At 67.0% G+C, this 21,405-nt stretch carries 15 protein-coding genes, 2 tRNA genes and 1 pseudogene; 10 read left to right on the top strand and 8 right to left on the bottom strand.

What is annotated here, in order from left to right; all coding sequences use genetic code 11:
* Nucleotides 1-8: 8 nt before the first annotated feature.
* On the top strand, nucleotides 9-455 hold the full coding sequence (locus G3M62_RS06720) for a MaoC family dehydratase (protein ID WP_165185703.1): 447 nt from the start codon (nucleotides 9-11) through the stop codon (nucleotides 453-455).
* Nucleotides 456-520: 65 nt separating this feature from the next.
* On the opposite strand, the pseudogene G3M62_RS06715 reads toward G3M62_RS06720, so the two are convergent.
* Nucleotides 521-720: pseudogene (locus G3M62_RS06715) on the bottom strand (CsbD family protein).
* 88 nt (nucleotides 721-808) lie between these two features.
* Nucleotides 809-1,675: a trypsin-like serine peptidase gene (locus G3M62_RS06710; protein WP_165185700.1), complete on the bottom strand. Its 867-nt coding sequence runs from the start codon at nucleotides 1,673-1,675 to the stop codon at nucleotides 809-811.
* Nucleotides 1,676-1,871: 196 nt separating this feature from the next.
* On the opposite strand from G3M62_RS06710, the gene G3M62_RS06705 reads away from it, so the two are divergent.
* Together G3M62_RS06705 and G3M62_RS06700 are read left to right on the top strand one after the other, a co-directional pair.
* Entirely contained in the window at nucleotides 1,872-3,977 is a 2,106-nt protein-coding gene (locus G3M62_RS06705; RefSeq protein WP_425483837.1) for a S9 family peptidase, read from the top strand.
* Nucleotides 3,978-4,131: 154 nt separating this feature from the next.
* On the top strand, nucleotides 4,132-4,683 hold the full coding sequence (locus G3M62_RS06700; RefSeq protein WP_165185697.1) for a GNAT family N-acetyltransferase: 552 nt from the start codon (nucleotides 4,132-4,134) through the stop codon (nucleotides 4,681-4,683).
* 10 nt (nucleotides 4,684-4,693) lie between these two features.
* Here the strand turns inward: G3M62_RS06700 and G3M62_RS06695 are convergent, their stop codons facing one another.
* Nucleotides 4,694-5,899 (bottom strand): sialidase family protein, encoded by a 1,206-nt coding sequence (locus G3M62_RS06695; RefSeq protein WP_165185696.1) that lies wholly within the window; start codon nucleotides 5,897-5,899, stop codon nucleotides 4,694-4,696.
* 111 nt (nucleotides 5,900-6,010) lie between these two features.
* Here G3M62_RS06695 and G3M62_RS06690 point away from each other — a divergent pair, with 111 nt between their 5' ends.
* The 3 genes from G3M62_RS06690 to G3M62_RS06680 are packed head-to-tail and all read left to right on the top strand — an operon-like array spanning nucleotide 6,011 to nucleotide 8,576.
* Nucleotides 6,011-6,370 (top strand): hypothetical protein, encoded by a 360-nt coding sequence (locus tag G3M62_RS06690; protein ID WP_165185694.1) that lies wholly within the window; start codon nucleotides 6,011-6,013, stop codon nucleotides 6,368-6,370.
* A gap of 59 nt (nucleotides 6,371-6,429) precedes the next feature.
* Nucleotides 6,430-7,749, top strand: a complete 1,320-nt coding sequence (locus G3M62_RS06685) for a hypothetical protein (protein ID WP_246263504.1) — start codon at nucleotides 6,430-6,432, stop codon at nucleotides 7,747-7,749.
* A gap of 59 nt (nucleotides 7,750-7,808) precedes the next feature.
* The gene (locus G3M62_RS06680) at nucleotides 7,809-8,576 is read left to right on the top strand and encodes a hypothetical protein (protein ID WP_165185693.1); all 768 of its coding nucleotides are present in this window, start codon (nucleotides 7,809-7,811) and stop codon (nucleotides 8,574-8,576) included.
* Between the two features lie 78 nt (nucleotides 8,577-8,654).
* Here G3M62_RS06680 and G3M62_RS06675 read toward each other — a convergent pair whose 3' ends face one another.
* Nucleotides 8,655-9,083 carry a Ros/MucR family transcriptional regulator gene (locus G3M62_RS06675; protein WP_012285398.1) on the bottom strand — a complete coding sequence of 143 codons (429 nt, stop codon included), beginning with the start codon at nucleotides 9,081-9,083 and terminating at the stop codon, nucleotides 8,655-8,657.
* Nucleotides 9,084-9,685: 602 nt separating this feature from the next.
* Nucleotides 9,686-9,759, bottom strand: a tRNA-Gln gene (locus G3M62_RS06670).
* Nucleotides 9,760-9,929: 170 nt separating this feature from the next.
* On the opposite strand from G3M62_RS06670, the gene G3M62_RS06665 reads away from it, so the two are divergent.
* Nucleotides 9,930-10,006, top strand: a tRNA-Pro gene (locus G3M62_RS06665).
* A 165-nt stretch (nucleotides 10,007-10,171) separates the two neighbouring features.
* Nucleotides 10,172-11,959 (top strand): signal peptide peptidase SppA, encoded by a 1,788-nt coding sequence (sppA, locus tag G3M62_RS06660; protein ID WP_165185691.1) that lies wholly within the window; start codon nucleotides 10,172-10,174, stop codon nucleotides 11,957-11,959.
* 829 nt (nucleotides 11,960-12,788) lie between these two features.
* On the opposite strand, the gene G3M62_RS06655 is transcribed toward sppA, so the two are convergent.
* On the bottom strand, nucleotides 12,789-16,019 hold the full coding sequence (locus G3M62_RS06655; RefSeq protein ID WP_246263502.1) for a TonB-dependent receptor: 3,231 nt from the start codon (nucleotides 16,017-16,019) through the stop codon (nucleotides 12,789-12,791).
* Between the two features lie 612 nt (nucleotides 16,020-16,631).
* Here G3M62_RS06655 and G3M62_RS06650 point away from each other — a divergent pair.
* Nucleotides 16,632-17,042, top strand: a complete 411-nt coding sequence (locus G3M62_RS06650) for a TIGR01244 family sulfur transferase (RefSeq protein ID WP_165185689.1) — start codon at nucleotides 16,632-16,634, stop codon at nucleotides 17,040-17,042.
* A 25-nt stretch (nucleotides 17,043-17,067) separates the two neighbouring features.
* On the opposite strand, the gene G3M62_RS06645 is transcribed toward G3M62_RS06650, so the two are convergent.
* The gene (locus G3M62_RS06645; RefSeq protein ID WP_165185688.1) at nucleotides 17,068-17,220 is read right to left on the bottom strand and encodes a hypothetical protein; all 153 of its coding nucleotides are present in this window, start codon (nucleotides 17,218-17,220) and stop codon (nucleotides 17,068-17,070) included.
* Nucleotides 17,221-17,287: 67 nt separating this feature from the next.
* Here G3M62_RS06645 and G3M62_RS06640 point away from each other — a divergent pair, with 67 nt between their 5' ends.
* A complete protein-coding gene (locus G3M62_RS06640; RefSeq protein WP_165191219.1) occupies nucleotides 17,288-18,181 on the top strand; it encodes an MBL fold metallo-hydrolase in 894 nt (297 codons plus the stop codon).
* A gap of 141 nt (nucleotides 18,182-18,322) precedes the next feature.
* On the opposite strand, the gene G3M62_RS06635 is transcribed toward G3M62_RS06640, so the two are convergent.
* A complete protein-coding gene (locus tag G3M62_RS06635) occupies nucleotides 18,323-21,301 on the bottom strand; it encodes a long-chain-fatty-acid--CoA ligase (RefSeq protein ID WP_165185686.1) in 2,979 nt (992 codons plus the stop codon).
* Nucleotides 21,302-21,405: the final 104 nt, after the last annotated feature.

Here is a 21,405-nt window from a genome sequence, read left to right as displayed (position 1 = left end):
AACACGCCATGAAGGAAGTCGCCTATGCCGACGTCGCCAGCCTGGTCGGCCAGGAGATCGGGGTCTCCGACTGGGTCGAGATCAGCCAGGAGCGGGTCAACCAGTTCGCCCAAGCGACCGGCGACCACCAGTGGATCCATGTCGACGTCGAGCGCGCGACCCGCGAGATCGGCGGCCCGATCGCCCATGGCTTCCTGACGCTGTCGCTGATCCCGATGCTGGGCGCCGACATCCTGCGGGTCACCGGCGTGACGCGCGGCATCAACTACGGCTGCGACAAGGTGCGTTTCACCGGCATGGTCCGGGTCGGCAAGAAGGTGCGCATGCGCCAGAAGCTGCTGGGCGTCGAACCCAAGGCTGGCGGCCTGCAACTGAAGAACGAATGCACGATCGAGATCGAGGGCGAGGAGCGCCCGGCCTGCGTGGCCGAGACGATCTCGATCATCTACGGCTAAGCAGCGGGCCCGCCCTCGTCCCCAAAAGAAAACGGCCGCGGATCGCTCCGCGGCCGTTTGCTTGTCTAGCGAATGACCAAGCCTAGTGCTTGATCGCGTCGCCGATCTTGTCCTGGGCCTGGCCGACCTTGTTCTGGACATCGCCCTTGGTCTTCTGGGCGGCGCCTTCGGCTTCGAGACGTTCGTTGCCCACGGCCTTGCCGGCGGCTTCCTTCACGGCGCCGACACCCTTGTCGACAGCGCCTTCAACACGATTGGTGCTCATGACTTCGCTCCTGCTGGATTTGAACTCCCCCTAGAAACGGGGGGCGAGGAGCGAGGTTCCTGTGTCGCCTATCCTACAGTGGGATGACTTACCGAGCGACGGCCATGGCGGCGGCCGAGACGGCCACGGCGTTCTGGGCGGCGGCCTGGGTCGCCGCCTGGGTCTGGGGCTCGGCCGGCTTGGCGGGTTTGGCCTGGACCACGGGCGGGCCGGCCGTCTTGTCGAGCATGGCCACCGTCTCGCGGATATACTTGGCGTGGGTGACGATGCCGATCTCCAGGCGCTCGCCCGACAGCTCGACCTGCTGGGTCAGCATGCCGGCGATGAACTGCACTTCCTGGCTCTCGCTCGACCCCGGCCGACGGCGCGCGCCCTCGGCCATGAACACCGGCCCGCCCGAATTGCCGGGGAACACCGAGAAGTCCATCAGGAACGTGGGGAACACGCTGGCCGGGGCCAGCGGATAAGAGGCGACCCGGCCCGACCGCAGGATCGGAAAGCCCGCCGGATTGGCCGACAGCCCGCGCGGGAAGCCCAGGGCCATCATCTCGTCGCCCGGACCCAGGCTGTACTTGTTGAAGGTGTCGTCCTGGGCCAGCCAGGCCAGGGGGATCGCCGCCTTGGCGAATTCCGGCGGGGCCTCGACCTCGATCGCCGCGACGTCGCGGCTGGGATGCTTGGTCCACAGCGGATGGTCGCCGTCGCGGATCTTCAGGGTGTGGGGGTCGTAGCGCCAGACGCCGTCGGCGCTCTGGATGCGATAGCCGATCTTGGCCGAGGCGCCGGGCATCTTGTCGAAGACGTGGCCGGCGGTGACCAGGATGGTGCGGGGGCGACCGTCGGGGGTGGGATCCTCGATCAGGAAGCCCGTGCCGACCGTACGCGATCCGTCACCGAGCGGCTGTTCAAGCTGCACGGTCGCCTGGATCAGATCGACCGACAGGTCCCAAGCCATCTAAACCCTCACGCCCCCGGATTCACTCTACACGAGGGTCAGTTTGACCAGCGCCGTCTAGGCGCACAAGTTGGCGTTCTGACGCATCGCGGGGGAAAATCTGACCATGAACCGGCGCAAAATGATGACGAGCGCGGCAGCGGTCATTACGTCGGTGTCGGTGGTCCGCCCCGAGAACGCCAGATCCGAGAGCATGATGTCCGAGTCGTCCAAGCCTGTCCCGCCTGTCGCCACCAAGATTCCCCTGCGCACCGAGCAGCTGGGCCGCGTCCGCGTCGACGACTACGCCTGGATGAAGGACGACAACTGGCAGAAGGTCCTGCGCGACCCGACGCTGATCAAGCCGGAGGTCAAGGACCACCTGACCGCCGAGAACGCCTACACCAAGGCCATGCTGGCCTCGACCGAGGCCCTGCAGGCGGCGATGTTCGAGGAGATGAAAGGCCGCATCAAGGAGGACGACGCCTCCGTCCCCGCACCCGACGGTCCGTTCGAATACTATTCGCGCTTCAACATCGGCGGCCAGCACCCGATCTTCGCGCGCCGCCCCAAAGACCAAGCCACGGGCGAGGAGATCCTGCTGGACTGCGACGCCCTGGCCAAGGGCAAGGCCTACAGCCAGGTCAGCGCCGCCGACCACAGCCCCGACCACAAGCTGCTGGCCTACGCCGAGGACGCCCAGGGCTCGGAAGTCCACCACATCTATGTGAAGGACCTGGCCACCGGCGAGATCCTGAAGGAGCCCGTCGAGAGCAGCACCGGCGACTTCGCCTGGTCGCCCGACTCAAAGTGGCTGTTCTGGACCCATCGCGACGACAACGGCCGGTCGGACAAGATCTACCGCCGCCCCGCGCGCGGCGGGCTGAAGGACGACGTGCTGGTCTATGACGAGCCCGACGATGGCTTCTTCGTCAGCGTGGGCGTGACCGGTTCGGACGCCTTCATCACCATCACCGCCGGCGACCACGAGACGTCCGAGACCCTGCTGATCCCGGCCGACGACGCGACCGCCGAACCCAAGGTCTTCGAGCCCCGCACCGTGGGCCTGCGCTATTCGGTCGAGCACTGGGACGGCCGCTTCGTCATCCTGACCAACGCCGACGGGGCCATCGACTTCAAGCTGGTGGAAGCCCCGGTCGCCACGCCCGGCCGCGCCCACTGGAAGGACTTCGTCCCGCACAAGCCGGGGCACTTCATCACCGGCCTGGCCGCCTACAAGAACCATCTGGTTCGCGTCGAACGGGTCAACGCCAACACCCGCATCGTCATCACCGACCGCGCCACCAAGGCCGAGAAGCCGATCACGATCGACGAGGAGGCCTATGTCCTCAGCCTGGAGGGCGGCTACGAGTTCGACACCCCGGTGATGCGCTACGTCTACCAGTCGCCGACCACGCCCCGGCAGTGGTTCGACTACGACATGACGACGGGCGCCAAGACCCTGCGCAAGACCCAGGAGATCCCGTCGGGCCACGACCCGGCCGCCTATGTCACCAAGCGCCTCTACGCCAAGGCCGCCGATGGCCAGGAGGTGCCGATCACCGTGGTGATGAAGAAGGGCGTGGCGCTCGACGGCCAGGCGCCGCTCTTGCTGTACGGCTATGGCAGCTACGGCATGTCGATCGATCCGTCGTTCTCGATCCGCAACCTCAGCCTGGTCGACCGCGGATGGGTCTGGGCCACGGCCCACATCCGCGGCGGCTCGGAAAAGGGCTACGGCTGGTTCCTGGACGGCCGCAAGTTCACCAAGAAGAACACCTTTACCGACTTCATCGCCTGCGCCGAGCACCTGCACGGGGCCGGCTACGGCGCCAAGGACCGCACGGTGGCCTATGGCGGCTCGGCCGGCGGCATGCTGATGGGGGCGATCGCCAACCTGCGGCCCGACCTGTGGTCCGGGATCATCGGGGCGGTGCCGTTCGTCGACGTGCTCAACACCATGAGCGACACCTCCCTGCCCCTGACTCCGCCGGAATGGCCCGAATGGGGCAATCCGCTGGAGGACAAGGAGGCCTACGACTACATCGCCAGCTATTCGCCGTACGACAACGTCACGGCCAAGGCCTATCCGGCCGTGCTGGCCACCGGCGGCCTGTCGGACCCGCGCGTCACCTATTGGGAGCCGGAGAAGTGGACCGCGCGCTTGCGCGAACATACGACCAGCGGCGCCCCGATCCTGCTCAAGATCAACATGGAGGCCGGCCATGGCGGGGCTTCCGGACGGTTCGACTTCCTCAAGGAGATCGCCCTGGACTATGCGTTCGCCGTGTGGGCGGTCGACAAGGGTTGGGCCAAGGCGTGATGCGTTCGACGAAGAAGGCCCTCCCCCTGTGGGGGAGGCGGCCGAAGGCCGGTAGGGGGAGTTCTAGGGGCGAAGGTCCGGGATGTGGGCGCCTGCCGACCACTCCCCCCTCCGTCGGCTACGCCGACACCTCCCCCATGGGGGGAGGCTTTTCATGAGCGTGACCATTCGTCCCTCGACGGACGCCGACATCGCGGCGATCACCGCCATCTACGGCTGGAACGTCCTGAACGGCCTGGGCACCTTCGAGGAGATTCCCCCGGACCAGGCCGAGATGGGCCGCCGCCGCGCGGCCTTCCTCGCCAAGGGCCTGCCCTATCTGGTCGCCGAGCAGGACGGCGCGGTGCTGGGCTATGCCTACGCCGGCCCGTTCCGCTTGAGGGCCGCCTATCGCTACACGGTCGAGGACAGCGTCTATGTCGGCCCCGACGCGGTCGGCAAGGGCGTGGGCAAGGCCCTGCTGGCGGCCCTGATCGCGGCCTGCGAGGCCCTAGGCCTGCGCCAGATGTGCGCGGTGATCGGCGACAGCGGCAACGCCGCCTCCGTCGGCCTGCACGCGTCGCTGGGCTTTACGCAGAAGGGCGTCTTCCCGGACATGGGCTACAAGTTCGGCCGCTGGGTCGACCTGGTCTGGATGCAGCGCCCGCTGAACGGCGGCGGCGCGCGCGAACCCGATGCGCCCGGGATGGAGCTGAGCGGGGTCTAGGCCCGAACGATCACGGCCGCCTCGGCGCGGCGAGCGACGTCAGAGGAACACGCGTCACCTGAACGTCCTCCTTGTTGGCCGAATAGCCGACATAGAGATGGTCCTTCCAGACCACGCTCTTGGGATAGTGGTAGCCCGGCCGCTTGTAGCGCCCCTCGAACCGCAGCGGCTGCAGGTCGTCGCGACCGCGCAGCAGCCAGCTGCGATCGAAAAGCCGGCCGTCCGCGCTGACGGTGACGGCCAGCGGCATCCGTACGCGATCGCCGTTGGGCGCATTGACCAGATAGGCCGCGCCGTCCGGCAGGTTGCCGGCGCTCTGCTTGGCGCGAGAGTCGGGCATGGCCGTCAGGGCGGGCGTGGTCCAGGTCACGCCCCGATCGCAGCTTTGCGCCGCCAGTTGGCGAAAGCTCAGCGCCTCGTCGCGGAACACCATGACGACGCAGCCGTCGGCGCGGCGGAACAGGCTGGGCTCGATCTCGCGGCTTAGCCGGCGCTCATGCGGCGCGGCGGTGTCGCTGGCCACGTCGCGCGGCAGATTGGCCATCCGCCCCTCGGTCCAGCCCGCGACGCCCAGCGGATCGTCGGTGAAGAAGGGTTTGGCGACCATGCCCGGGCGCAGGTGGAAGGCCGTCATCACCCGCCCGTCGATCAGATGCGGATCCTGCTCGATCACGCCCTCGACGGGATGGCCGTCCGCCCCGGTCACGCGACGCGGCGCGCTCCAGGTGCGGCCATCCCGGCTGGTGCGGTACTCGGCATAACCGCCCGCGCCCGACTGGAAGCCCTCGGGCCAGACATTGGCGTAGGCGACCAGGACCCGCCCGTCCGTCCACCAGCCGCCGCTGGACCGCATCACGCCGTTCTCTCCGGCCGGCGCCAGCGCCCTGGGCGCGCTCCAGGTTCGGCCGTCGCCGCTGACGCTGTAGGCGACCCAGGTGTCGGCGGAATCCTCGTCCTGGGCCGAGCTCTGCCACTGAGCATATAGCCGCCCCTTGAAGGGGATCAGCACCACGCCGTTGCTGAAGCGATCGGTCTTGGCCGTGGGCGCGAAGATCGTGAACGTCTCCGTGCCCGGCGCCCGCTTGAGCCCCAGATCCGGCTGGTCTTGCTGAAAGAGGCCTGGCGCGATGTCGTATGGCACATCGCCTTCCAGCCCCGATGCGGCGCCCGTTGTCAGGAGCAGCACCACGACGCCCGCCACCAGCCTCTTGATCATCGCCGCTTCCCCGTGGGCCCTGTTGACTGGCGCTTCCATACGGCGGGCAAGTCCTCCCGGCGACCGAAACGTCGGCTTGCTCACGCGAACCGCGCCCCCTACCCTAACGGCATGCGCGGCCTTCGCACCTTCATGCTGATCCTGCTGGCGGCGGTCTTCGCCGTGAGCGGACCGCTGCGCGCCCTGCCGTGTCACGCCGAACCGTCTGCTCCCCCGCCCTGTCACGAGATGATGCAGGACATGACGGGCGACATGGCCGGCATGACCCACGACAAGGCGCCCGTCCACAAGTCGCGCTCCGACGCCATGCCGCTCAGTTGCTGCGCCGGCTGCCTGCCCGCCTCGGTCCGCGACGTCGCGCCGGTGCTCGCGCCCGGCGCCGTCGTCCGCATCGCCTTCACGCCGCTCCGCCAGGCCGCCGTCGGCCTGAGCCTCGCGCCCGAGCACGGCCCTCCAAGACCCGTCGCCTGAAGCCTTCCGCGCGGCCGCCGCGCGGATCATCCTCCCCCCGCTTCAGAAAGGTCGGTCCCATGACCACCCAGACTTTCCACGCGCGCCTTCTGGCCTGCGCCGCTCTCGCCGCGAGCCTTGGCCTCGCCGCGCCGGTGCTCGCCCAGCAGCACGATCATCCCGGCATGACGATGCCGATGCCGGACGAAGACAACGTTCCCCTCGAGGCCCTCATCAATCCCACCGGGCACGTCATGCAGAGCGCCCTGGGCGCCTACGCCATGACCCGCGACGCCTCCGGCACCAGTTGGCAGCCCGACGCCTCGCCGCACGACGGGATCATGCTCCACACCGACAGCGGCTGGATGCTGATGGGCCACGCCGTGTTCAACGGCGTCTATGACAGCCAGGGCGGACCGCGCGGCGGCGACAAGGCGTTCCTGGCCGGCATGGTGATGGGCATGGCCCAGCGCGAAGTGGGCGACGGCATGCTGGGCTTCAAGGCCATGGTCAGCCCCGACCCCTTCATGGGCAAGAGCGGCTATCCGCTATTGCTGGCCACCGGCGAGACGGCCGATGGCAAGACCCCGCTGGTCGATCGCCAGCATCCGCACGATCTCTTCATGGAGTTGTCGGCCAGTTACAGCCACCCGCTGGGCGGCGGGTTCGACGGCTATCTCTACGCCGGCCTGCCCGGCGAGCCGGCGTTCGGTCCGCCCGCCTTCATGCACCGCCAGGCGGCGATGGACAGTCCCGAGGCCCCGATCACCCACCACTGGTTCGACTCGACCCACATCACCTTCGGCGTGGTGACGGCCGGGGTGTCGCGCCAGAACTGGAAGGTCGAGGCCAGCGCCTTCCGAGGTCGCGAGCCGGATCAGAACCGCTACGACATCGAGACCGGCCAACTGGACAGCGTCGCCACCCGCGTCTCGTGGAACCCGACGCCGAACTGGGCCCTGCAGGCCAGCTGGGCGCGGATCAACAGCCCCGAGGCCCTGGAGGCCGACGACGACGAGGCCCGCACCTCGCTGAGCGCCCTCTATTCCCGCCCGTTCCGCCACGGCGGTTCGCTCAGCGCCACCCTGGCCTGGGCCCGCAAGGATCGCATCCCCGGCGACGCCCTACAGGCCTGGCTGTTCGAGGGCGCGGTGCGGCCCGACCAGCACTGGACCGTGTTTACTCGCGCCGAGCAGGTGGAGCAGGACGAGCTGGCCGGCCACCATGGCGGCGTGGCCACGGTGCGCAAGCTGTCGGTCGGCGCGATCTACGATGTGCCGCTGTCGGACAATATCAAGCTGGGCTTCGGCGGCCTGGCCAGCGCCTACGACGCCCCGGCGGCCCTGGGTTATGACGATCCGACGGGCGGCATGGCGTTCGTGAGACTGAAGATCGGCTGAACCATTGACCGCCGGTCAAGCTGAGCGTTCCCTGGCCACAGTGAACGGAGGGCTTTGCGATGATCGGCGGTCTCTTGGCGGCGGCGGCCCTGACAGCCACGGCTCCCGCCTCGGTTTCGGGCGTGATGGACGGGCCCGCCCTGCGCGATGCGATGGAAAGCGCCCGCCGCGCGCCCGCCGCCGACCTGGTCGGCCAGCGCTTCCAGATCTCGATCCCCTTCGTCGACGAGCGCAAGCGGACCATGAAGGTGCTGCAAAGTCCCGCGCGTTGGCGTTACGACTTTTCCCGCGGCGAACTGACCTTGATGATCGGTCTGGGCCAGATCAGCGCCCAGAACTACAATCACTTCGACGACCAGGGCCTGAAGGCCTTGCCCACGCTGCAGACCGCCTTCTTCGACGGCGATGAAGTCCGCAGCCAGGCCACCGTCGAGACCCGCGACCACGACACCGTGCACCAGGATGTCGGGGTCCGCAGCATCGTCACCAACTACGGCCTGGCCATTCCCTATGCCGACGGCGTCTCGGCCCTGCCCCCGCGCTTCGAGCCGTTCATGGTCCAGAAGCTGAAGATGAACCAGCAGACCTATCATCGCCTGATCCGGGGCATGACCCTGGTGCTCGAAGGCTCGGTCACCGACCTGGGTCAAAAGCCGGCGGTGTTCTGCGGCAGCTATGACGGGCGACTGGCCGCGCCCGACCCGCGTATCGACGACACCGTGCGGATGCTGGTGACCGCGCGCCAATGCTTCGCCACCGCCAAGATCGATCACGCCTCGGTCCTGGGAACCAACGGGGTCGTGGTGGCGGTCTGGCCGAAGCCCTGAAGCGATAGGACGCACAAACAAAAACCCCCGCCGTCGCCGGCGGGGGTTTTGCGCGATATCGACCTTTGAAGGGTCGGATCAGCCCTTGCGGCCGCGCGGGGCCTTGGCCTTGCGGCCGCCTTGACCCAGGCCCAGGGCCTTGGCCATGGCCGAGCGCGCTTCGCTATAGGCCGGAGCGGTGGTGGGATAGTCGTTGGGCAGGCCCCACTTGGCCTTGTATTCGGCGACGGTCATGCCGTGCGTGGTCAGGTGGCGCTTCAGCGTCTTGTAGGGCTTGCCGTCCTCGAAGCTGATCAGCGCGTCCGGCGTAATGCTGCGACGGATCTGAGCCGGCGTAGCCTTCGTAACCGTTTCGACGGGAGCCGCTTCCGGAGAGCCAATACCGGCCAGAGCGTCGTGAGTCGCCCGGATCAGAGCCGGCAGATCGGAAACCGACGTGCTGTTATTGGCCACGTAGTTGGCGACGATCTCGGCGGTGAGCTCGATCAGGGTAGCTTTGTCTTCCACGAGTGTCTCTCCAGTGGGTATTTGACTTGGAAATACACCTGCCCTGCCGAAACACAAGTACTCATTCCGGGTAATCGTGCTTGCCGAGGCCTTAAGCCAAGCGAATCTTGAGAACAGCAACGAGAAAATCGCTTCGCCTCTAAACCATGGGAAGCGCTGAAAGCGTGATTTCGCCCTCCCAAACCAGCCCGCCCAGACCGTTGTTGTTCGAACGAAAGTTTCGATATCGCAACGATTCGCGACCCCGGCAGATGAGCCAAAGATCAGCATCCCTCCTATGGCGCGCGTTGTCGAAGCTGGGCCTAGCCGTTGAAAGACAAAGACTTGCTCACGCCGCGCCGTTTCGAGCCCGGATGAGTCATGACAGGGATCGTCCTGGCTTTCCCAAGCCGAAGGCCCGCTTCCAAAGTCCAGAAGAACTTCAAGCCAGGATGCGCGCGTCCTCGCGCTGGCCGCGCAGACCGCGCCAGAATCTCACGCGTGAGACGCTGAGGCTAATTCCTGTGGAAAACTGCGATGCAACGTCAGATGACCGACCAATCGGTCGCCTGGACGGCCCGGGTCCGCCGAAGCGGAAGCTTCGCTACAGAGAGAAGAGCGTGTGGCTGGGGAACTAGGACTCGAACCTAGAATGACGGTACCAAAAACCGCAGTGTTACCATTACACCATTCCCCAGCAGGAACGGCGAGACCCGTCTGGGCCCGGCGAGGCGGTGGAGATAGCGCAGGAGTCGGACGGATGCAACGCTGCTTTGAACTTCTTTTTTCCCGCCATTTTTCTTTTTGTGGAGGGATTTTTGTCGCTTGCGAGACCGCCGAGGCGTGTCTATAAGCCGCCCTCCAAGTCGGAGTGTGGCTCAGTCTGGTAGAGCACTGCGTTCGGGACGCAGGGGTCGCAGGTTCAAATCCTGCCACTCCGACCATTCTTTTCCCGAGATTTTCCAAAGATAGAGTACGGCGGCGTCGCCCCACGGGGCGCCCTTCCCGTCTCTACGCCTGGACCCGAAAGGCTGGGTTGCGCGCTGTTCATTTGACCGCGTCGCCAGGGTCGCTACTAGCTTGCGCGACACTAGGCAGCAGGACGTCCGATGAAGCAGTTTCTCATGACCGTGGCCGGCGTTTTCGTCGGCTTGGTGTTGTTCCTGGTCGGCGTCCCCTTTCTTCTGATCGTCATGGCGGCCAGCGCCGCTCGTCCCGCTCCGGTTCCCACGCACACCGTGCTGCAGCTGGACCTGCGCGGCGGCCTGCCCGACCAGGATTCGCAGAATCCGTTCGCGGCCTTCGGCGGCGGCGGCGGACAGTCGGTGATGTCGATCATCGAGACGCTGCGCCGCGCCGAGACCGACGACAAGGTCGAGGCGGTGCTGGTGCGCCTGCCCGAAGGCGGCATGGCCCCGGCCTCGGCCGACGAGCTGCGCCTGGCCTTCAAGCACTTCCGCTCGGTGGGCAAGAAGCCGATCTTCGCGCACAGCCAGGGGCTCTATCCCTCGGGCCTGGTCACCTCGACCTATATGCTGGGTTCGGCGGCCAGCGAGTTCTGGATGCAGCCCGAAAGCTCGCTGCAGGCCGTCGGCGCGTCCAGCGAGGAGATGTTCTTCAAGCGCTTCTTCGACAAGTACGGCGTCAAGGCCGACTACGAGCAGCGCTATGAGTATAAGAACGCGGTCAATCCGTATCTCTACAGCGACTATACGCCGGCGCACCGGGAATCGGCGCTGTCGTGGATGGGCTCGGTCTATACGACGGCCCTGACGACGGCGGCCCAGGACCGCAAGATCGAACCGGCCGCCCTGATCAAGGCGATCGAGGCGGGTCCCTACAGCGCCGAGGAAGCCAAGGCCAAGGGCCTGATCGACCGCGTCGGCCAGGTCAAGGACGTGCAGGACGCCATGCTGTCGCGCGCCGGCAAGGGCGCCAAGCTGATGGGCTTCGACGACTACGCTTCGCGATCCAAGCGGCCGGCGTCCAAGTCGGGCCCGACCATCGCGGTGGTCTCGGCCGAGGGCGCGATCATGACCGGCAGCGGCGACGGCGGCTCGCCGTTCGGCGGCGACAGCACGATCTATTCCGACCAGGTGGCCAAGGCCCTGTACGACGCCATCGACGACAAGGACGTCAAGGCGATCGTCTTCCGCGTCTCCTCGCCCGGCGGGTCGGACACGGCCTCGGAGCAGATCCTGGCCGCCGTGAAGGCCGCCAGGAAGGCCAACAAGCCGATCGTGGTCAGCATGGGCACCTATGCGGCCTCGGGCGGCTATTGGATCAGCTCGGGCGCTTCGGCGATCGTCGCCGAGCCCACCACCCTGACCGGCTCGATCGGCGTGTTCGGCGGCAAGTTCGCCCTGGGCGAGGCCCTGTCGCGGTTCGGCGTCGACGTGAAGCAGGTGCATGTCGGGAGCGACTATTCCGGCGCGTTCGGCACGGGCCAGGAATTCACCCCCGACCAGCGGGCCAAGTTCTCGGCCTGGATGGACCGCATCTACGCCGGCTTCGTCGGCCGCGTCGCCGAGGGCCGCAAGCTGCCAGTCGAGCGCGTCCGCGAGATCGCCAAGGGCCGGGTCTGGACCGGCGTCCAGGCCAAGCAGCTGGGCCTGGTGGACGAGCTGGGCGGCTTCTACGAGGCCGTCGACAAGGCCAAGAGCCTGGCCGGCATCAAGGGCGAGGTGAAGCTCAAGAAGATCGGCGGCTCCAACTCGCCGTTCGAGGCCCTGGAGAAGGTGCTGGGCGTCAGCGAGACCTCGGTGCGCACCCTGGCCGCCTCGGCCTGGCTGCTGGGCGATCCGCGCTCGCAGACGATCATGGACGAGATGGCCAAGGCCCGGCTGCGCTCGACCCCCAGCGGGGCCTCGGTGATGGCCGATACGCCGATCCACTAGGCTTTTGTCTTACGGATAGGAAAGGGCCGTCCGGGCGACCGGGCGGCCCTTTTTCGTGCGGCGAACACTTGCCCCCTACGGACCGCTTCGCGGTCGTCTTCCCCCGCAGGGGGAAGAGCGCTCCGCCCCCTACGGGGGCGGACAGGCGACGAAGTCGCCAGGTGGGGGCAAGTGGATGTGATCTCACGCCAGAGGCCATGAGCTGGTGGGAAGGGTGCGAAGCGCCCGGGCCTCGCCCGGATGATTTGCAGTTTTGAATACCGTTTCGACGAAGTTCAGGCGCTTCGCGTGGACCGTTATCCGGAAGCCTTCGGATCGCGGATTTTTAACCCGCTCCGATGGAGGCCCCCGACGGGCGGAGGGGCGGCAAACCCCGTCCGGACCGCCTGGGCGATTTCAGCCCAGGCCTGCCGCGTTTCGCCGTTCGGCGCCGCGAGGGTGTTCCCTTCGTTTGGCCCGGACCGCCGCGAGCCCAATCCAAGGCTCCGACTTTCCGACCAACCCGCAGGGCCCCACGCAACCAGCCGACGGACGCTTCCCGCTCGACCACCCCCGAAAGCCGCATCGGTCGCCGTACGTGCGCCCTCCCCGTGCTCTCAGGTGGGACCAAGATACGGGCGCTTTGGAGGAGTGAGCATGGATTGGGGTCGAGAAAGTTCAGGGCGTTGAAATCGCTGAACTTCAGCCTCCATGCGCCGAGGATAGACGCCAACCGGCGGGGACACACGCACGCGGGCGCGCCCAAATCCGACAAAGCGTGACGCCCAAAGAAAAACGGCGGGCTCCGAGGAGCCCGCCGCCATTCCAGCTTTCGCTTGAGAGCTTGACCTTAGAAGTCCAGGTCGAAGCCGAGACGCACGTAGCGCGGCTCTTGGTAGGCGATCGGGTAGCCGTACTGCTTGCGGTACACGCTGCCGTTACCTTCGCCACGCTCTTCGCGCGAGGTGATCGCGTCGGAGTTCAGGACGTTGAAGATGTCCGCACGCAGGACGAGGTTGCCGCCCAGCGCCATGATCTTTTCCGGAACGGTGTAGCGAACCGACAGGTCGAGGGTGGTTTCCCAATCGGTATCCAGGCCTTCGCCACGCGGACGCGGCGAGCTCGGAGCGATTTGGTTGCCGTTGGCGTCGAAGGTCTTACACCAACGCGAAGCGGCTTGGTACGCCTTGGACGGGCCGTCGGTCGGGTGCACGCCGAGGCAACCTTGGTGCTTCGGCGAGATGACCCGGGCGTTGGCGCCGAACATCAGGTTGTCGGTGACGGCGTAGGAGCCGAACACCTTGAACTGATGGGCGTGGTGGTTCGGCAGCAGGCCGTACTGGAAGTCGGTCAGACCGACGAAGTCGTACAGCACGGTCGAACCAGCGTCGGCCTGGGCGTTGTCGGACAGGACGGTGCCTTCGTAGTTACCCTTGCTTTCCGACAGGGTGTACGAGCCCTTCAGGCCCCACTTGCCGTCGAAAGCACGCTCGAAGGTGAACTCCAGGCCGATATATTCGCGCTTCGGCGCCGGGAAGTTCAGGTCCTGCTTGCTGAAGGTCAGCGTCTTGGGCAGGGCGGCCGCGGCGGCCACGTCCGTCGGCGAGTTCACGCGCGAGTCGGGCTGACGAAGATTGATCGTCAGGTCCTCACCCGGGTTGAACACGATGTACTGCCAGGAATTGTTCCAGATGTTGTTACAAGCGGTCAACACTTGGCCGGTCACGTTCTTGGCGCACCAGGCGCGGACGAACGGGTCCAGGGTGGTGTCTTCCGAGATCCGGTTCAGCTTGCGGTAGGTCAGGTTCACGCCGCCCTTCCACAGGTCGGTGAACTGACGCTCGTAACCGACGGTGTACTCGTCTTCTTGCGAAGCCTTGATACCGACGGCGGCCTTGGAATAGGCCGGCTCGGCGATGCCGAGACCGAAGGCGACCGTACAACCATCAGCGCCCGCCGTGCCGGCGACGACCGTGCCGGTGGGGCAGCCCACCAGGGTGCCCGCATCCAGACCCGGGTTGGTGCCGTTGGTGATCTGGGTGCCCAGAGCCGTCGGAGCGCCGTTCGGGGCCCGGGTGAAGTTCGGCGTCGTGCTGGGGGCGTTCACGTCGTAGCCCGGCGCGTAGAAGAACGCGCTGTAGCCGAGGTCGGCGCCGCGGTAGCTGAGGTTCGACGCCGGCGGGATGTAGTAGCGACCGAACGAGGCCGAGACCTTATCCTTGCCTTCGCCAACCGGATCCCAGGTCACGCCGATGCGCGGGCCCCAGTTGTTCTTCAGGTTCAGGACTTGCTGACCCAGGAGGTTGTCCAGGGTGAACTTGTCGTTGCGGATGCCCAGTTGCAGGCTGACCGTCGAGGTGATGTCCCAGGCGTCCTGGACGTACCAGGCCGCGTTCACGCCGTGGACCGGCGCGCCGCCGAAGCGGTTGGTCGAGACTTCCACGTAGTTCACGCCATCCGGAACGCCGAACGCGTCGTCGGCGCCCGTGCCCTGGTGGTAGACATAGGCGGTGCCCGTGCCGCCCGCGCCCGGACCGGTGTCGATCGAGGCGTGGTTCAGGGTCGTCTTTTCGTGGTCGTAACCCGTCCGGACGTGGTGATCGCCCAGCAGCTTGAAGTAGAAGTCGCCATCGACGCGGTAGAATTCGCGCAGCGTCTTACGGCTTTCGATGGTGCCTTGCTTCTGGCTGCTGATCGTGTTCAGCGAACCGGTCGTGTAGTCTTCCTGGACCAGCGGGTCGACGGTGTTGGTCGGCAGGACGCTGTTGGAGTCGCGGTTCTTGCCGTAGGCGGCCGACAGGGTGAACCAGTCGGTGAACGTGCCGGTGTAGCGGGCGACATAGTTCACGCCGCCTTGACGGAACACGGTCGACGGCAGTTGGGCGCCGATGGTGTCGGTGGCCGAGGTGTAGGCGTAGGCCGTACGATCGATCGTCTTCTGGGTGTCGAAATAGGTCAGTTCGACGCGCTGACGGTCGGTGATGTACGCGTCGATCTTAGCGCCCCAGAACGGGTCGTTCGACTTGTCGACGGCGTATTGGCCCAGCGTGTTGTAGGCGGTCTGTTGCTTCTGTTCGCGCTGTTGGTTCAGCACGTAGAAGAACAGGTGATCCTTGATGATCGGGCCGCTGACTTCGAACGTGCCGCTCTTGTCCGAGCGACCCCCACGGTGGTTGTTGATGATGTAGGTGTCCGGCGAGTCTTCGCGCAGGCCGTCCATTTCGAAGTTGCCGTGCACGGCGAACTTGAAGTCGTTGGAGCCCGACTTGGTGACGGCGTTGATGACGCCGCCCGTGGCGCGGCCGAACTCGGCGGGATAGCCGCCGGTCTTCACTTCGATCGACTTGTAGAAGTCGAACGGCACTTCAGCGGCGCCGATGTAGTTGTCGAAGTTCGTGATGTTCAGGCCGTTGATGTAGAACGCGTTTTCAGCGACCGAACCACCGCCGACCGAGGGCTGGCCACCGAAGTTCGCGGCGTTCGGGGCGGTGCCCACGCGCGCGGCGCTGCCGACGACGACGCCGGGAGCCAGTTGGGTCACCGCGGTCAGCGAGCGCGCGATCGGCGCCTGCTTGGTCAGGGTTTCCATGTCGACGCTCAGACCCTTGGTCGTCGCGGCGAAGTCCAGCTGCGGGTTGGCCGTGGCCGTGACGATCACTTCGCTGACCGAGCCGCCGACTTCCGTCAGCGTGAACGAGTAAGCGGTCGAACCACCCAGGGCGACGCGGACGTTGCCGTCGCTGGTCGGCTGGTAGCCTTCCTTGGCGATCGAGACCGAGTAGCCGCCGATCGGGATCAGGGGAACGCGGAATTGGCCGACGCCGTCGGTGGTGACGGTGCGGGTGAAGCCTTGGTCAAGCGACTTCACGGTGACGGTCGCGTCCGGAACGGTGACGCCGGCCGAATCCTTCACGGTGCCGATCAGCGAGCCCGAGCTGTAGTCCTGGGCGCTGGCCAGGGTCGGGATCGCGGTGGCGATCGCGGTGACCGCCAGCGGCGCGGCGACGGTGGCCAGGCCGGCCAGCAGCGTCGACGTCAAAAGACGCGCGCGAGCGCCGCCCTTGGTTGAATTCATCTTCATAATATCCCCTCTGACATGGCGAAGCATCCCGACCGCCCGCACGCGCCCTTTTCGGGGGCGTTACGTTCGGCCTGTCTGGATTTTTGCCCCAACTCCACCACGAGAACTTAGGTGTCCCGGAAAACATTTCCCCGGTTAGGGCAACGTTAGGAGGCACGCCGCGCGCCGGTCAATTGCCATTACTGATCCGTAATAACATCGCCCGACCCTGTCGCATTATCGCAACACGATCGCCGCATTTCTGACGAACATCGCTCAGATTTTCCACAAACCTAGGGATAACACGGGTCTTAGCCCCCGTATCCTGTTGGGGTTACAGGCAAAATCCACCCGCCCGCGCGCCTGGCGCGCCTTGAGCGAACACAGGGACGTAACCGGGTTGAAACACCCCCTGTCGGGTTGACATCCAATAAATCACATCCATAAACCGTTGATTTTCGAATACCGAATGCCGAACACGGACCATATTGGGGAAATTATTCCTCGGTATCGCTCAAATTTCCGCCATATTTCACGACGACCGACCGTTGCGCGGGCGCCCGAGTGTCGAGATGATGAGGTCGCGCCGGCCCCGGCGCCGTCGTCCCCGCCCTCCCCCGCGAGTAACAACCCATGACTGCGTTTCGCCGTGTAACCGACTCGCTTTCGGTCAGCCCCCAGATCGCGCTCGACGACCTGGCGCGCGCCGCCGGCGAAGGCTTCGTTCTGGTGATCAACAACCGGCCCGACGACGAGGAGCCGGGCCAGCCGTCCAGCGCCCAGGTCGAGGGCGCGGCGCGGGCCGCGGGGCTGGACTATGTGCATATTCCGGTGCGGGGCGGGCCGACCCATGATCAGGTCGAGGCCGTGCGGCGCGCGGTCGAGGGCGCCGAGGGCCCGGTCCTGGCCTTCTGCCGCTCGGGCACGCGCTCGATCGTCACCTGGTCCCTGGGCCAGGCCGCTTCGGGCGCGGCCGACCGCGCCACCCTGGTTCGCCAGGGCGCGGACGCTGGCTACGATCTGGCCGGCGTGCTCGGAATCTAGGCAGATCGCCTGAGGGCGATGCGGCTCAGTAGTGGTGGGTCAGGGCGACTCGGGCGGCCATAGCCGACGGCTCGGGCTCGCAGCTGGCCAGCACGAACTGCGCCGCGATGAGACACAGGATGGCGAAGGCCGCGCGCTGGAGCCGTTTTGAGACAAAAATCGCTGCGTCGGCGGCCATGATCCGTACTCCAGAAGGTTTACGGGTCGTTCACCGCAAGACCGGCGCCGCCCAGCCAGAGGCCGACATGATCCCCTTCGTCCGCGAGATCGAGTTCGAGTACGGGCGCTGCGACCAGGTCTCGCCGCTGATCCGCCGGGTGATCGCCGACAATCCGGGCCCCTTCACCTATGTCGGCACCGGCACCTATATCGTCGGGCGCGGGACCGTGGCGGTGATCGATCCAGGCCCCGACCTGGACGGCCATCTCCAGGCGCTGCTGGCGGCGCTGGACGGCGAGACGGTCAGCCACATCCTGGTCACCCACCACCACAGCGACCACTCTCCCCTCGCCCGTCCGCTGCGGAAGGCGACCGGGGCGACGATCCACGGCCGCCGCGCGCCGCATCTTGGCGAGTTGGCCCACGGGCTGGCGCTCGAGGCTGGTGAAGACGAGGGTTTCCGCCCCGATGTCGAGATCGCCGACGGCGACGTCTTCGAAGGCCCGGGCTGGACCCTGCGCGCCGTGGCCACGCCGGGCCATACCTCCAACCACGTCTGCTTCGCCCTGAAGGAGGAGAACGCCCTGTTCTCGGGCGACCATGTGATGGGCTGGTCGACCACGGTGATCACCCCGCCCGACGGCGACATGGGCGACTATTTCGCCAGTCTGGAAAAGGTGAAGGCCGAGGGGTTCGACACCCTGTGGCCGACCCACGGCGCGCCGGTCCGCGACGTCGCGCCGTTCCTCCAGGCCTATGCCGACCATCGCCGGGCGAGAGAGGCCCAGGTGTTGGCCGCGCTGGCGCAAGGCCCGACCACGATCAAGGCCATGGTTCCCACGCTCTACGCCGCCGTCGACCCGCGCCTGCACCCGGCGGCGGCCATGTCGGTGCTGGCCCACACGCTGCTGCTGGTGAAGGAAGGCCGGGTCAGCTGTGACGGCGAGCCAGGGCTGGATAGCCTTTATCAGCTGACCTGATCACTTGCCCCCACCTGACCGCTTCGCGGTCTGTCCGCCCCATAGGGGGCGGAGCCTTCGCGCTGGCGCCGGCCAAAAGGCTCTTCCCCCTCCGGGGGAAGACGACCGCGAAGCGGTCCGTAGGGGGCAAGTGGCGGAGAACTACCCCTTCACCACCGCCAGCAACCCGCCCACCCGACGGCAGTTGCGGCCCATGTCGCCGCCGGGCTCGCGGCCGATGGCGCGCATGTCGACGCGGGCGCCGGCCGTGTCGGGGCGCACCCGCACGACGAGGTCGTCCTTAAGTCCGTACCAGAAGCTCTGGCCCGTGGCCTCCAGCCGGCCGTCCATCGGATCGTCGGTGACGATCGACAGGCCCGCGGCCTGGATCGCCGCCTTGACCGCCTCGTAGGCGTCGGCGGGCGAGCGCGCCAGCACCAGCGGCCGGGCGGCCGGGCAGGTCTCGGCGTTGACGTCGGCGATGCGGCGGCCGGCATAGGCCAGCGAGCCGACCGGCAGGCTGGGATCCTCCTCGATGGTCTGGGCCTCGCCGCCACGGGCCGCCAAGCCCGTGTCCGACAGCATCAGCGGCGTCTTCCAGTCGGTGGAGACGTCGTGGATCGGCGGGGCGCGGCCGCCCATGGCGTTGGCCCCGACCATCACGCCCAACGTGGCGATCGTGATCGCCAGGGCCAGCAAGGCCTTCTTCCAGAACCGCCCGAAGCCGCCGAATAGGGCGACGATCAGGCCCAGCACGCCGGTGGCGACGCCCATCATGGCCGCCTTGGGCGCCCAATCCAGCGTCATCTGGTCGTAGCCCAGCGCCAAGGGCAGCAAGCCGAACTTCACGCCCACGGCCCCGGCCGCGACCAGAACCGCCGGCGACAGGGCGACCAGCAGCGCCAGGTCCAGCAGGACGGCCGCGAAACCGCCGCCCTTGGACGTCTTGGCCGCCTTGGCGTCTTTCGCCCTGGCTTTCTTGCTCTTGCGCTGGGGAACCACCGGCATGGCCAGCGGCGCCTCCTCGGCCACGAAGACCGGCTTGGCGTGGAAGGCTTCTTCCGGCACGGGCGCCAGCGTCGGCGCGGGGGTCAGGGGGCCGAGCGGAAAATGCTCCTCCTGGCCGCGCGGCTCGAAGACAGGTTCGGCCTCTGGCTCTGCGACGTGCCCCGGCTTGGCGGCGACGGCGACGGCGCTCGCGGCGGCGGCGGTGGCGGCGGCGACCAGGACCGGGGCGATCTCGGACTCGGGCTCAGGTTCGGACTCGGATTCAGGCTCCGACACGACGACCGGCTCGGGCTCGGTGTGGACCAGAGCTTCGGCGACAGGCTCCTCCAGAGGCGGAGGCTCCGACAGCGGCGTTTCGGGTTCGGGCGCATAGATCCGCGCGGCCTGGGCGCCGTCGGCGGCGGCCAGGGTGGCGGCCGGCGGCTCGGGTTCGGGTTCGGGTTCGGGATCCTCGACAACTTCGGAGGCGGCGGTCGCCACGGCGAGGCCCGGCAGCACGTAGTCCTTCATCCGCTGGCGGATCAGCTTCTTGTCGATCTTGCCGGTCGCGCCCAGCGGGATGTCGTCGACGAAGACCACATCGTCGGGCATCCACCACTTGGCGATCTTGCCCTGCAGGAACTCCAGGAACTCTTCCTTGGTGGCGCTCTCGCCCTCCTTCAGCTTGACCAGCAGGATCGGCCGCTCGTCCCACTTGGGATGGGCCACGCCGATCACCGCCGTCATCGCCGCCTTGGGATGGCCCAGGGCGATGTTCTCGATGTCGATCGTGCTGATCCACTCGCCGCCCGACTTGACCACGTCCTTGGCCCGGTCGGTGATCTGCATGAAGCCGTGGTCGTCGATGGTGGCCACGTCGCCGGTGTCGAAGAAGCCCTCGTCGTCGAGGATCTTGCCGCCCGCGCCTCGGAAATATTCGGCGGCGATGATCGGGCCGCGGATCTTCAGGTTGCCGAAGCTCTTGCCGTCGTGCGGCAGGCGCTGGCCCGCGTCGTCGGTCAGCTTCAGCTCCACGCCCAGCGGCGGCCGGCCCTGCTTGAGGCGATAGGGCATCTGCTGGTCGTAGGGCAGCTTTTCCAGCTCGTCGGTCATCACCGACAGGGTGCCGACCGGAGAGGTCTCGGTCATGCCCCAGGCGTGGACCACCTCGACGTCATAGTCTTCCTGGAAGGCGCGGATGATGTGCTCGGGACAGGCCGCTCCGCCGATCACCACCTTGCGCAGCACCGGCAGCTTGGCGCCGCTCTCCTTCAGATACTGCAGCAGCATCTGCCAGACGGTGGGCACGGCGGCCGAGAAGGTCACGCCTTCGGTGTCGAGCAGCTCGAAGATCGAGGCCCCGTCCATCTTGGCGCCCGGCATCACCATCTTGGCGCCGGTGCCGGGAGCCGAGAACGCCACGCCCCAGGCGTTGGCGTGGAACATCGGCACCACCGGCAGGATCACGTCCTTCTGCGACAGGCCCATCACGTCGGGCTGCAGCGTGATCAGGGTGTGGAGGACGTTGGAGCGGTGCGAATAGAGCACGCCCTTGGGGTCGCCCGTCGTGCCGGAGGTGTAGCAGAGCCCCGCCGCCGTGCCCTCGTCGAAGCCGCCCCAGGCGCAGTCGGCCCCGAACTGCTCGACCAGGTCCTCGAAGCACAGCAGGCCCTTGAAGTTGGGCGTCTCGCCGGCCGGCTTGAAGTCGGCGGGCATATGGGCCCGGTCGGTGAACACCACCACGTGCTCGACGCTCGGCAGGTGCTGCAAAATGCCCGCGATGATCGGCATGAAGGTCAGGTCGACGAAGATCGCCCGGTCGCCGGCGTGATTGGCGATCCAGGCGATCTGCTCGGGGAACAGGCGCGGGTTCAGGGTGTGGCACACCGCGCCGACGCCCATGATCCCGTACCAGGCCTCCATGTGGCGGGCGGTGTTCCAGGCCAGGGTGCCGACCCGGTCGCCCGGCTTGATCCCCAGGGCCAGCAGGGCGTTGGACACCCGCTTGGCGCGGTCGTGGATCGCCGCGTAGGTGGTGCGGACGATCGGCCCTTCGACCGAACGGCTGACGACCTCGCGCCCGCCATGCCACTGGGCGGCGTGGTCGATGATCTTGTCGACCGTCAAGGCCCCGTGCTGCATCAAGCCCTGCATCGGCCACGCTCTCCCGATCCGTTATCGTTGTTCACACAAGGCTAGCGGGGCGACGGCGCTCGCGCAACGCGGCGCGCGCCCGGCGCGAACCTTAAGGTTACCGT

Origin of the sequence: Caulobacter soli, assembly GCF_011045195.1 — a bacterium.
Lineage (GTDB): Bacteria > Pseudomonadota > Alphaproteobacteria > Caulobacterales > Caulobacteraceae > Caulobacter > Caulobacter soli.
Note: the sequence above shows the minus strand (reverse complement) of the source record. Positions and strands in the feature narration are given on the sequence as shown.